Annotated in this window: 12 protein-coding genes; 7 read left to right on the forward strand and 5 right to left on the reverse strand. The window is 31.4% G+C overall.

The annotated features are described in order from the left end of the window. Both TX50_RS03210 and TX50_RS03215 read left to right on the forward strand, forming a co-directional pair. Nucleotides 1-873 carry a metal ABC transporter permease gene (locus TX50_RS03210; protein ID WP_011132237.1) on the forward strand — a complete coding sequence of 291 codons (873 nt, stop codon included), beginning with the start codon at nt 1-3 and terminating at the stop codon, nt 871-873. Between the two features lie 6 nt (nt 874-879). After that, nucleotides 880-2,046 (forward strand): DUF4336 domain-containing protein, encoded by a 1,167-nt coding sequence (locus TX50_RS03215; protein ID WP_011132238.1) that lies wholly within the window; start codon nt 880-882, stop codon nt 2,044-2,046. Nucleotides 2,047-2,050: 4 nt separating this feature from the next. Here TX50_RS03215 and TX50_RS03220 read toward each other — a convergent pair whose 3' ends face one another. Continuing rightward, entirely contained in the window at nt 2,051-2,389 is a 339-nt protein-coding gene (locus TX50_RS03220; RefSeq protein ID WP_011132239.1) for a DUF760 domain-containing protein, read from the reverse strand. A 45-nt stretch (nt 2,390-2,434) separates the two neighbouring features. Next, entirely contained in the window at nt 2,435-3,019 is a 585-nt protein-coding gene (lepB, locus tag TX50_RS03225) for a signal peptidase I (RefSeq protein ID WP_011132240.1), read from the reverse strand. 51 nt (nt 3,020-3,070) lie between these two features. Between lepB and menD the strand changes: the two genes are divergently transcribed. The 4 genes from menD to TX50_RS03245 are packed head-to-tail and all read left to right on the forward strand — an operon-like array spanning nt 3,071 to nt 8,604. Beyond that, on the forward strand, nt 3,071-4,837 hold the full coding sequence (menD, locus tag TX50_RS03230; RefSeq protein ID WP_011132241.1) for a 2-succinyl-5-enolpyruvyl-6-hydroxy-3-cyclohexene-1-carboxylic-acid synthase: 1,767 nt from the start codon (nt 3,071-3,073) through the stop codon (nt 4,835-4,837). 30 nt (nt 4,838-4,867) lie between these two features. Next, nucleotides 4,868-5,725, forward strand: coding sequence for a 1,4-dihydroxy-2-naphthoyl-CoA synthase (gene menB, locus TX50_RS03235; protein WP_011132242.1), 858 nt, complete (start codon nt 4,868-4,870; stop codon nt 5,723-5,725). 45 nt (nt 5,726-5,770) lie between these two features. Further along, entirely contained in the window at nt 5,771-7,222 is a 1,452-nt protein-coding gene (gene glgA / locus TX50_RS03240; RefSeq protein WP_011132243.1) for a glycogen synthase GlgA, read from the forward strand. A gap of 11 nt (nt 7,223-7,233) precedes the next feature. Then, the gene (locus tag TX50_RS03245; protein ID WP_011132244.1) at nt 7,234-8,604 is read left to right on the forward strand and encodes a UDP-N-acetylmuramoyl-tripeptide--D-alanyl-D-alanine ligase; all 1,371 of its coding nucleotides are present in this window, start codon (nt 7,234-7,236) and stop codon (nt 8,602-8,604) included. Nucleotides 8,605-8,606: 2 nt separating this feature from the next. Here TX50_RS03245 and glmU read toward each other — a convergent pair whose 3' ends face one another. The 3 genes from glmU to aroA are packed head-to-tail and all read right to left on the reverse strand — an operon-like array spanning nt 8,607 to nt 12,215. Then, on the reverse strand, nt 8,607-9,956 hold the full coding sequence (gene glmU, locus TX50_RS03250; protein WP_011132245.1) for a bifunctional UDP-N-acetylglucosamine diphosphorylase/glucosamine-1-phosphate N-acetyltransferase GlmU: 1,350 nt from the start codon (nt 9,954-9,956) through the stop codon (nt 8,607-8,609). A gap of 40 nt (nt 9,957-9,996) precedes the next feature. Further along, a complete protein-coding gene (locus TX50_RS03255) occupies nt 9,997-10,887 on the reverse strand; it encodes a tRNA (5-methylaminomethyl-2-thiouridine)(34)-methyltransferase MnmD (protein ID WP_036930869.1) in 891 nt (296 codons plus the stop codon). Between the two features lie 11 nt (nt 10,888-10,898). Beyond that, the gene (gene aroA / locus TX50_RS03260; protein WP_011132247.1) at nt 10,899-12,215 is read right to left on the reverse strand and encodes a 3-phosphoshikimate 1-carboxyvinyltransferase; all 1,317 of its coding nucleotides are present in this window, start codon (nt 12,213-12,215) and stop codon (nt 10,899-10,901) included. A 128-nt stretch (nt 12,216-12,343) separates the two neighbouring features. Between aroA and TX50_RS03265 the strand changes: the two genes are divergently transcribed. Continuing rightward, nucleotides 12,344-13,072, forward strand: a complete 729-nt coding sequence (locus TX50_RS03265) for a 2-phosphosulfolactate phosphatase family protein (RefSeq protein ID WP_036930866.1) — start codon at nt 12,344-12,346, stop codon at nt 13,070-13,072. The last annotated feature ends 16 nt before the right edge of the window (nt 13,073-13,088 follow it).

Genomic DNA, 13,088 nt, shown 5'->3' on the forward strand with positions numbered 1-13,088 from the left:
ATGGATCTATGCTTTTTATCTACAAACATAACTTCTTTTGTAGCAGATCCTTTATCTCATGAATTTATGAGAAAAGCTCTATTGATGAGCTCATTAGTAGCAGCTGTTTGTGGATTTTTATCTAGTTATTTAACACTTAAAGGTTGGGCTTTAATGGGAGATGCGGTATCTCACTCTGTAATGCCTGGTGTTGTTGTGGCTTATGCTTTGGGACTTCCTTTCTCGCTTGGGGCTTTCATTTTTGGAGTGGGTTCGGTAGCTTTAATAGGCTTTGTTAAACAAAAATCCAGAGTTAAAGAAGATACCGTAATTGGCTTGGTTTTCACAGGTTTTTTTGCTCTTGGAATAGTTTTAGTTTCAAAGATTAAAAGTAATATTGATCTTCACTCAATTCTTTTTGGTAGCCCTCTAGGGATTTCTCTCTCAGATGTAAAACAGACGGTATTTATTTCTCTATTAGTGGTAATACTATTGTCAGTTTTTAGGAAAGACTTAATACTTTATTGTTTTGATCCAAGACACGCAAAAACAGTAGGAATTAATGTCTTATTTCTTCATTATTTATTACTTACATGTTTGTCTTTAGCGGCTGTAGTTGGATTACAATCTGTTGGAATAGTTCTGGTTGTTGCAATGCTGATTACTCCTGGGGCAACGGCATATTTATTAACAGATAAGTTTGATAATATGACCATCATTTCAGTAATTAGTGCCATCATTTCAAGTGTATTTGGTATTTATTTTAGCTTTTGGTTTGATCTTGAAACTGGCGGCTCAATTGTATTAGTTCAAACGTTTATATTTTTATTTGCTTTTTTATTTGCTCCAAGATACGGGATATTTAAATTTAAAAAATTATTTTCTAGTTATTAGTGAAAAATGGGAAATTACCTAAATAATAAAAGTTGGAATTGGTGGCCTTTATTTCCCCTATATCCATATGGAAAAAAGAAAACTATTCTTAGAGAAATAATTCCTAACGAAATATGGTCCTTGGAACAGATTCAGGGTTTATATTATGTTGCAGTGCCAATCAGAATGACAATAATTAAGGTTAATAATGGACTAATGCTAATTAACCCTTTACCCCCTACGAAGGAACTTGTAAAAGCATTAGAAGAATTAATTTCCATTTATGGAAAAGTAAAAACAATTGTGCTCCCTAGTGCTTCTGGATTAGAACATAAAATTGGATTACCAGCATTAGTTAGAGTTTTCAAAGATGCTGAGATTTGGTTATGTCCTGGTCAATGGAGTTTTCCTATTAATCTTCCTTTAGATTTTCTTGGAATCCCGTCGAACCGGACAAAGATACTTTTTAAAGATGGAACTCCTTATGAAGAATGTTTTAAATGGTCTTCATTAGGGCCTTTGAATTTAGGACTTGGAACATACCAGGAGGTTAGTTGTTTTCATCTCTCAACAAGGACATTACATGTTACAGACGCTATAGTTGGCATCGAATCAACGCCTCCAGAAATATTTGACTTCGATCCTACCCCTTTATTATTTCATTCGAGAGATCGAGGCGATGAACCTATTCTTGATAACGTTGAATCTAGAAAAAAAGGTTGGGCAAGAATTGTATTGTTTTCATCTTTTTTAAAACCAGGAAAATTAAATATTCCCTCTCTGAAAGAAATTATCAAATACTCTTTTAAAGAAGGTCTTCGAAATAAGAAATCACATTTTGGAATTTACCCTTTTTTATGGGATGAAGATTGGGAATCATCTTTAGTTGAAATAATGGGTGAAAATATTCCAAAAATTCAGATTGCTCCTGTTTTGCAAAATTTAATATTTCCTAGATCAAAAAAAGTACTTCTTGGATGGCTAGAAAAAATTAAAACTTATGAAAACATGGAATATTTGATATCAGCTCATTATTCTGCCCCTATTAATTTCAAAGAAGAAAATTGTCAGAATTTGATAGATGAAATTAATTCAGATAAATGGAATAAATTACCAGATGATAATAAATTCCTTATTAATTTATATAAAAAATTATTTGAATTGGGGATAATCCCAAAAAAAGTAAATGTTTAGAGATTTATTCTTCCTCAATGGACATGTCTTCATCACTTTTTAGTGTTTGTTCAAGCTCTTTCCTTTGCTCCATTTGTCTCAAGAAATATCCTGTCATCATTGCAGAAGAAAGTAAATTAGCGATATTATCTTTTGAAGATGTTATTTTTACATCAAATTGATCAGATGGCAACATCCCTAGAAGACCTTGAACATTGTGCCTTATTATTTCTTGAATATCTTCACTAGCCGATTTGGCTACTCTCTGCATAACTTCTGGAGACTGTTTTTGTAGATATTGAATCAAATCATTCTCATCATTTGGATCATTATTTTCAGTAGCTAGAAATTCAGGATTGAACATTTAGGCATCTTCAACTTATAAAAACCCTACAACACCATGAACCCTTTAACCTAAATTATTAAGACTAGGGAACCGAATAGGACCAATGTTATTTAATGGCCAATATCTAAAAATAGCCTTTCCTATTACTTTTTCATAAGGGAGGAATCCCCATATATGTGAATCCATACTGTTATTTCTGTTATCTCCCATTACCCATAGTGATTTCTCAGGAACATAATATGGACCTGTTGAATAGTTGATGTTCTTATCAGAAATATAATTATTTTGAGCAATATCATTTAAATATAAATTACCTTCTTTTACTTCTACTTTATCTCCAGGGACCCCTATTACCCTTTTGATTAACGCAATATCTGATTCATACCCAGCGTCAATTAATTGTTCTGGAACATTAAAAACAATGATTTTATTTTTTAATTTAGATAAGTTTGATTTAGAAGTGATTTTTGGAGTTAACTTTTCAACTAATATTTTGTCTTGGATTTGAAGGGTCGGGAGCATAGATCCTGAGGGAATCCACCTTGGTTCGATTACTTGCCAACGTATAATCAAAGCAATTATTATCCAAATAAAAAGATTTTTAAAATCCTTTAGTATTGAACTTTTTTTTTCAGCTGGATTTTGCATTGTTAAATTATTTATTTGTTAAGAGGAATTTCTAACGTATTTATATAAATTATGACATCACATATAGAATGCCAAAATTTCTTTAGAAGTTTACAACTTTTAGATCTTTTTACAAAAATAGGGGTTAAAAATTTAATTTTATGTCCAGGCAGTAGATCAGGTCCTTTAGCAATAGCCGCAGGAGAGTTAAATAAACGTAGAGTTTTAAATGTATTTAATTCAATAGACGAGAGATCTGCTGGGTTTCATTCACTTGGAATTTCTACTGCATCTGGAGATGTTTCATTAGTTGTTACAACATCTGGAACGGCAGTTGGTAATTTATTACCTGCAGCCATTGAGGCAGATAAATCATGTAAATCAATTGTATTTATAACTGCTGATAGACCTTTAAGGTTAAAAAATTGTGGTTCTAATCAAACAGTAAATCAAGAGGAATTTTTGAATTCAGTTTGCAGAAGTAATTTGAGTACTAATTTAAATGGAATTCATGAAAATAATGATGATGATATTTTGAAAATTGTGGAAACTGTAAAAAAACAAATACTACAATCGCCTGGACCTATTCATTTAAATATTGCATTTGAAAAACCTTTGGATATATCTTTAAAAAATAAAAAAAAGAATTTTGAGGTTTTTGAAAGGTTTTATTTAAATAAAACCTATAAATTTTTAAAAAATGACAATCAGAACAAAAATATTCAATTTTCTGAAAAATTTTTTAAAAGGATAAATTTGTCTAATCCTGGAATTATTATTGTTGGCCCATATCAGGGCTCTACTAAAGATTTGTTTTCTTTTAATAGTGCTTTAAAAAAATTGCAAGAAATTACAGGATGGCCAGTTTTTGTTGATCCTGTTTCAGGCGTTTCAGCTGAATTGAAAGGTTTAGTTGAAAATTGGGAATTAATTCTTAAAAAGAATAAAAATATTATTCAATGTGATCAGATCTTAAGGTTTGGTCCCCTTTCCTCTTCTAATTATTTGGAGGATTTTTTATTAAATTTTGAAGGGTTACAAATTCTTGTAAAAGAAAATAATATAAGAAAACTAGATCCTATAAAAAAATCTTTAGAATATGATTTTGGAATAAGTAATTTTGTTAACCAACTTTTAGGAGCATTTTTAAATCATAAAAAGAAGAGTAAACCTTTGATCAATTTGGGACAAGTTTTGATCAAAGAAGGAGCAAAAATAAAGGAAATTTTAAAAGAACAACTATTTTCAAATACTGAAATAACAGAATATAAACTTGCAAATTTTGTACCAAAAATTTGGCCAGAAAATTATCCTATTATGCTCTCAGCTAGCAGTCCTATTAGAGATTGGCTCACATTCTCTGAAAATGCGACTTTAACAAGGGAATGTTTTAGCTTCAGAGGGGCTTCAGGTATAGATGGAACTTTATCACTTGCTTTAGGTATTGCAAGAATAACTAAACCTTTACTTCTGGTAACTGGCGATTTAGCATTAATTCATGATATCAATGGTTTTCTCATTGAAAATGCAATTGAATTAAATTTAACTATCTTATTAATCAACAATAATGGTGGAAATATATTTAATAATTTATATAAAAATAATTTAGATGAAGAGGAATTAAAGAAACTTTTCATAATGCCTAAATCTATAAATTGGGAAAACCTAGCAAAAGGTTATCAAGTACCAATTAAAAATGTTTCAGATTTGAATAAATTAAGAGAAGCTTTTGAATGGAGCCTTTCTATGCAAAAATCAGTAATAATTAAAGTCGATATTAATGTTGAAAACGAAATGAAAGGAAGAAATTTAATCTTAAAAAAAATTCTCACAAGTTAATCAATTTACTTTTTCAAACTTTTTAAATCTATGAAAATTTTACCTGGAGAAACTAACTCAAATTGGACAGAATGGAAATCTTATGAAGATATCTTGTTTCATAATAGTGGAGATGGGATAGCAAGAATCGCAATTAATCGACCTGAGAAAAGAAACGCATTTCGTCCAAAAACGGTTTGTGAGATGTTAGATGCTTTCAATCTTGTTCGAAACGATGAGAAGATCGGAGTTGTACTTCTAACAGGTGCAGGCCCAGATAAAAAAGGGGTGTTTTCGTTTTGTTCAGGAGGGGATCAAAGTATTAGAGGTCAAAATGGATACGAAGATGATGAGGGTACTCAACGACTAAATGTATTGGAATTGCAAAGGTTAATAAGAACTTTACCTAAAGTGGTTATAGCTTTAGTCCCCGGTTTCGCAATAGGGGGAGGGCAAGTTTTACAGCTTGTTTGTGATCTAAGTATTGCGTCTGAAAATGCAATATTTGGACAAACAGGTCCTAGAGTTGGGAGCTTTGATGCAGGATTTGGATCAAGCTATTTAGCAAGATTGGTGGGACAAAGAAAGGCAAGGGAAATTTGGTTTTTGTGTAGAAAATATAATTCTAAAGAAGCCTTAGAAATGGGTTTGGTAAATGCGATTACAAAGATTGAAGAATTAGAAGCTGAGGGTGTAATCTGGGCAAGAGAGATTCTACGAAATAGTCCAACTGCTATTCGAATACTTAAGGCGTCATTTAATGCTGAGTGTGATGGAATAGCAGGTATTCAAGAATTATCTGGGTACACAACTCAGCTATTTTATTCGACGGATGAAGCAAAAGAGGGCAGAGATGCCTTCCTTGAGAAACGGCCACCTGATTTTTCTGATTACGGATGGACTCCTTAATAGCTTCTTACTCTTTAAAAAGCACTTTTTATAATAAATAATCTTATGAGAATTCTTCTTGCTGCTGCTGAATGCGCTCCAATGATCAAAGTTGGAGGGATGGGAGATGTAGTTGGTTCATTACCACCCTCATTGATAAAACTTGGTCATGATGTAAGAGTTATAATTCCTGGCTATAGCAAATTATGGAATCTACTAGAAGTATCAAGCGAACCAGTATTTAGAGCAAATACTATGGGAAATGATTTCTCTGTGTATGAAGCAAAACATCCAATACATAATTACGTAATCTACCTAGTTGGACATCCAACTTTTGATTCGGGCCACATATATGGAGGAGAAGATGAAGACTGGCGATTTACATTTTTTGCAAGTGCTACTGCTGAATTTTCCTGGAATTGTTGGAAGCCCCAAGTTCTACATTGCCATGATTGGCACACGGGTATGATTCCAGTATGGATGCATCAAGATCCCGAAGTAAGTACAGTTTTTACTATACATAATTTAAAATATCAAGGACCATGGAGATGGAAGCTTGAAAAAATGACCTGGTGTCCATGGTATATGCATGGAGATCATACGATGGCTGCTGCAATGTTATATGCAGATAGAGTTAATGCAGTTTCTCCAACATATGCTGATGAGATAAAAACTCATGAGTATGGAGAAAGTCTTGAGGGATTATTGAATTATATTTCTGGTAAATTAAGAGGTATCCTCAATGGGATTGATCTAAATGAATGGGATCCTGATAAAGATAAAGTGTTACCTGCACAATTCAATATTAAAAATTTAGAAAGTAGATTAGAAAATAAGATTATTCTTCAGAAAGAAATGGGACTTGAGGTCAATAGTAAAAAATATCTTTTAGGTATGGTAAGTAGGCTAGTGGACCAAAAAGGTGTTGATTTAGTTTTGCAAGTTTCCCGAAGATTACTCGCATATACAGATTCTCAAATTGCTATTTTAGGTACAGGTGATAGATCTTTAGAATCTGGATTATGGCAATTAGCATTAGATTATCCTGGAAGATTTTCAGTGTTTCTTACTTATGATGATTCTTTATCAAGGCTTATATATGGAGGATCTGATGCATTCTTAATGCCAAGCCGATTTGAACCCTGCGGTATCAGTCAATTACTTGCTATGAGATATGGATCAATTCCAATAGTAAGAAGAGTTGGAGGCTTGGTTGATACTGTTTTGCCTCATGATCCAGAAAATAATAGTGGTACAGGTTTTTGTTTTGATCGATTTGAACCGATTGACTTTTATACTGCTCTAGTAAGATCTTGGGAGGCATTTAGGCATAAAGATAGTTGGAAATCATTACAGCTCAGAGCTATGAGTCAAGAATTTAGTTGGCAGAGATCGGCATTAGAATATGAATCGATGTATAAAGATGTATGTGGGATAAAGGCGCCATCCCCGGATATTGCTGAAATTGAAAAGTTTTCTTATGGGCAATCTGCTGATCCTTCTCTTAAAACAATGTGATCTAAGTTTTAATGGATTTTTCTGTACCTGAAGTTAATAAGATTTTAGGTAATATAAAAAATTGGGATAATCTTACAAATCAATTTCAAAGTTTTAAAAATATAAGTCTAGATAGTCGTACAATATTAAACCGCGAACTTTTTATTGCTATAAAAGGTACAAATTTTGATGGACATAATTTTCTTAATGAGGTTATAAAAAAAGGAGTAAAAGCTGTTGTAATTAAAGAGGGGATGCAGAATTTATTACCTTATAAGTTCCCTTTTTGGACCGTTCCAGATACTTTAGAGGCTTTTCAGAAATTAGCATTATTTAAAAGAAGAAAATTAAATATACCTGTTGTAGGAATTACGGGATCAGTTGGTAAAACAACTACAAAAGAAATGATGGGAGAGGTTTTAAAGCAATTAGGAAAAATCAAATTAAGTCAGTTAAATTTTAATAATGAAATTGGGGTAGGCCTCACCATACTTGATTCTGACTTTAAAGATAAAACTTTAATACTTGAGATGGGGATGAGAGGCCTTGGGCAGATTGAAAATTTGTCCAAATTTTCTGAACCTGATATCGCAGTTATTACAAATATTGGAAGCTCTCATATTGGAATACTAGGCTCAAAAGAAAATATCACTTATGCAAAATGCGAAATAACTAAACATTTAAATCCAAAGGGCGTTGTAATTATTCCTGCAAACGATTTATTTTTAGAAGAAACTTTAAAAAGAAATTGGAATGGAAGAATTATTAAAGTAGATTTACTAGATAAAAATCAAAAAGCTCAGAGTTTAAATAAAACTAATTTGCAAGGATTTTATAATAGATCTAATAATTCTGTAATCATAGAAGATAAGATCTTTGAAATATCTTTTCAAGGTTTTCACAATGCATTTAATTTCTTATTTGTATATGCGGTTGCAAAAGAGTTAGGAATAAAATTCAAGGATACTAACAAATTTAATTTTGTCAGTTTAAATGGAAGGAATAAAATCCTGAAATCAAAAAAGACCACCATTTATGATGAAACCTATAACGCTTCTCCAGAATCTGTAAAAGCATGCATTAATAATTTATTAGATAATCCAAATAATCATTTTTTAATTTTTGGGAGTATGCAGGAATTAGGTAATAAAAGTCAAAAATATCATAAGGATCTTTTTGAACTCATCGATAGATCAGATATAAAAAAATGTATTTTTATCTGTGATAAAAATGATGAAATCTATTATGCAGATTATTTAAAAAAGAGTACTAAATTCTTATTCCTTAATGAGATAAATAAAGTTGGTGAAACTATAAATAAATATACAAAAATGGGAGATTTCATCCTTATTAAAGGTAGCCGTTGTTGGCACCTTGAAAAAGTTATTAAATCAATTGATTGATTTTAGGATTTATTTTTCTTCCAATTTTCAATATTTATTTGTTTGCTTCTAGCAATAGCTAAGGAATTATTTTTAGAATCTTCAGTAATTACTGAGCCTGCTCCAGTCGTTACTGAATCACCAAGATTAATAGGCGCTATTAGAACTGTGTTGGCTCCAATACTAGAGTTTTTACCAATGTTAGTTTGATATTTTTTGGCGCCATCAAAATTTGCTGTAATAGTTCCTGCTCCTATATTGGTATATTTACCAACTTTAGAATCGCCAATATAACTTAGATGATTAACCTTAACTTCCTGATCTAGTTGGCTATTTTTTATCTCAACAAAATTACCAATTTTGCTTTTAGAAGAAATTTCACAATTAGGTCTTATATGACTATAAGGACCAATTTTTACATGGTCCATTATTTTGGAATCAAAAATAGTTGAATTTATAATTTCGCAATTTTCATTAATGATCGCATCTTTTATGAAAGAATTTGGACCAATTCTACAATTATTAGAAATTCTAGAATTTCCTCTTATATGAGTATTTGCTTCGATTATTACATCTAATCCTATTATTGACTCTTCACTTATTGTGCAACTCGCTGGATTAATAAAAGTTACTCCTCCAAGCATATGTTTCCTTTTTATTAAGGTTTGAATGGTTTCTTCGCATTCTGATAATTGAACTCTATTGTTAATTCCTTGAAGTTCGCCATTATCTTCAACTTCAAAGCTATAGGAATTTTTTAGTAAGCTAATAGTGTCAGTCAGATAGATTTCTTTTTGTTTATTGTTACTTTTTAAAGTATTAATTATCTTTGATAATCTTTTCCAACTAAAGCAGTAAATTCCTGCATTCGTCAATAAATTAGAACGTTCATCTTTGTTGCAATCTTTTTCTTCGACTATCCTTTCAATTAAATTATTTTTAGTAAATACTCTTCCATAGCCATGAGGATTTTTTTTTCTAGAAGTAATTAAGGAAACATCGGCTGTTTTTGAGTCATGAAAGTTAATAAGGTCTCTCAAAGTTTCGGCTTTGATAAGTGGAACATCTCCATTTAGAACCATCAAGTTCCCTTCATGTTTTTTTACTTCCTGAGAGAGAACTTGAATAGCATGACCTGTTCCTTTTTGCGGATTTTGAACAATAAAGTGAATGTTTTTATTTTTAAGTACTGATTCTTCAACCTCCTTTGATTTGTGACCTACGATGATAAATATTTTATCTGGTTTTAACTCATTACAAGAATTGATAACTCTTTGAAGGAGAGTTTTACCCGATAATTTATGTAAGACTTTAGGCAGTAAGCTCGTCATCCTAGTACCTTTACCTGCAGCTAATATCGCAACAGTTAACATATTTATTTAGATATTTTATTTAAATTTTACTGTTTATCTTCTATTTCGTCATTCCCCATTTATCTCTCCATTTTTTTGATGTCTTGAGATTAGATAAAAATTGTTCTTGGACTCTTTTTTTAATAATATCTTTTGGATTTGAATTTAAAGTAGGATCACGATAAGGGATACTTGCTTTAGTCAATAAATGTTCCTCTTCCATCCAAGATAACTTTTTTAAATATAAATTATTTTGTAAAACTTTTTCGTCAATATTTTTTACAGCAATTGTCCCGTAACTCCATAAATTTTTAGAGACTAAATTTGGCTTATTATTAAAAATATTCAAACCAAAATCTTTTAATGTGCTTCTTATCGCAGCTGAACAAGAGTAGGTTATTAAATATCCTTGAGGATTAAGTTTTTGAGTCACTTTTGATAGAAATTCAACTGACCAAACTTGAGGACATTTTTGAGGGGAAAACCCATCTAAGTAAATTAAATCGAATTTAATATTTGCAGGAATATTTTTTATTTTTTCTCTGGCATCGCCCCATAAAATATCACAGTCAAAAAATTGATCTTTATATTTAGAATTCTTTAATAATGCTTTTAATATTTTAAAAACTTTTGGATGCCATAACTTTTGAAATGATTTATTTCCTAGAGAATATTCTAGAGGCTTTTTATCAATTTCTAAAGCATACCAATTTATCAATGAATTTTGTCTAATTACGTTATTAAATAATGAAGCTGAATTGTATCCTAGACCGAAGCAGATATCTAAGACGTTCAGAGACTTATCTTTGAATCTTTTTAAATCAGAGGGATATATGAACTTAATTTCAGTTTCTTTTAGAGCCCCTTCAAGACTATGAAAATTCTCTTGAAAAATAAGACTCCTTAGTGTAATACTCCCATCTTTAGTTAAAACCTCTTTTAATTCTGACAAGAATTCTCGGATCAATTGATTAGTTTTTCTAGATCGTCCCAAAAAGTTGGATACGAAACTCTAGAAGCCTCTGCTCTTGCAATCTTTGAGGAGCCCTTAGCTAAAAGTGATGCTATAGCAAGGCTCATTGATACACGATGATCAGTTTCACTATCAACTTCAGCAGAATGAAACTTAGACTCACCATTAATTATTAAACCATCTTCCTTTTCTAAAATATTTGCACCAAATTTTTTAAGTTGGGTTGCCATTACTTTTAATCGGTCTGTTTCTTTAACTCTTAACTCTTTTGCATCTTTAATTTCTGAAACTCCACTACAAAAACAAGCTGCTACTGCAAGTATTGGAATTTCATCTATAAGTTTTGGAAGAATATCTCCTTCTACTTTAAAAGGTTTTAAATTACTTACATATTTTATATTTATAGAACCTATGGGTTCTCCTGCAATTGTAGATTTATCTAAAATTTCATAGTTGCATCCCATTTCATTCATTACATTCAATATCCCTGTTCTCGTTGGATTTAGGCCTACATTTTTAATGATAATTTCAGATTCTGGCACTATAGATGCGGCAATCATCCAAAAAGCTGCCGAGCTAATGTCTCCTGGAATTAATATATTTTGACCTGTCAAATTAGTTCCTGATTTTATTACTATATTTCTTCCTAATTCTCCTCTTATGTTTATGTCTGCCCCAAATGCTTTAAGCATTCGTTCAGTATGATCTCTCGAGGATGCAGGCTCAATAACTGAGGTAGTTCCAGATGCATTTAACCCTGCTAATAATATTGCAGATTTAACTTGAGCACTTGCTACTGGAGTTCCAATTACACAACCCTTTAGTTTATTACCAGTAATAGAAATAGGAGCTTTTGTCCCATTTTTTCTACCGTGAATTATGCCCCCCATAAGTGATAATGGCTTGCTAACTCTTCCCATCGGTCTTTCATTAAGAGATTTGTCTCCAGTTAAGATAAAATTTCGCCCTTCTTGTCCCGCTAAAAGACCCATTAATAACCTCATTGTGGTTCCTGAATTTCCGCAATCAAGAATTTCTTCAGGTTCTTTAAAATCATCTATACCTAAACCTTTGATAGTAAAAGGTTGATTTTTTTTTATTTCAGGAATATTTACACCCAATTTCCTAAGACAATCAGCAGTTGAAAGTGGGTCATCAGAATATAAAAAACCTTTAATATTTGTTTCACCTTCTGCAATACTTCCTATTATCAAAGATCTATGCGATATTGACTTATCTCCAGGTACGTTTAGTATCCCTTGTAAACTTCCTCCACCTTTAACAGTGCGTATATGATTAGTATTCAAATTAAAAAAGTGGTTTAATTTTTACAGATTTTTTCATAAGTTCATAATATCAATAAGTTTGTTTTTTAAAAAAAATATTAAAAGTTAAGTAACTGTTTTCTATAATAATTGAAGAATGGCAACTTATTATTAATCTTTCTTATTACCATGTCGCAGATGATGTTCCAGAAACAGAGTCTGATATTGCTGTTGTTATTGATGTTTTAAGAGCAACAACAACAATTTCTTGGGCATTGAAAAACGGGGCAGATTCAATTCAAGTTTTTTCTGATTTAGAGTTACTAAAAAAAACCGCTAAAAAGTGGGATGGTAATAAAAGACTAATGCTTGCAGAAAGAGGTGGGAAAACGATTGATGGTTTTGATTTAGGTAACTCACCATTATCTGTAACGAAAGAGACAGTTCAAGGTAAAAGACTATTTATGAGTACAACGAATGGTACTAAATCACTAAAAAAAGTACAAAATGTAGAAAATTTGTTTGCAATGTCTCTTCCAAATAGAAAAGCAGTAGCTGAAAGGATAATATCCTTAAATAAGAAAAACGTTCTTATTTTAGGAAGTGGATGGGAAGGGTCTTATTCACTAGAGGATTCATTAGCCGCAGGTGCACTCGCCATATATATAAAAGAAAACTTTAACTCTGAAGTGAATATTTTGAATGATGAATTGCAAGCTTCATTAGCACTTTGGAATGTTTGGAAGAATGATATTCTAAAATGTTTAAAGACAGCAACTCACGGAAAAAGATTGACAAGTCTCGGTGATTATGAAGATGATTTTAAGTGTTGTTCTGAACTTGATTGTTTAGATATTGTTCCTACTCAAGTTGAGAGAGGTGTAATTCGTGCCTCATAATTCGCGGATTTATTTT

The organism is Prochlorococcus marinus subsp. pastoris str. CCMP1986 (genome assembly GCF_000011465.1).
In the GTDB taxonomy this organism is placed as follows: Bacteria; Cyanobacteriota; Cyanobacteriia; order PCC-6307; family Cyanobiaceae; genus Prochlorococcus_A; species Prochlorococcus_A pastoris.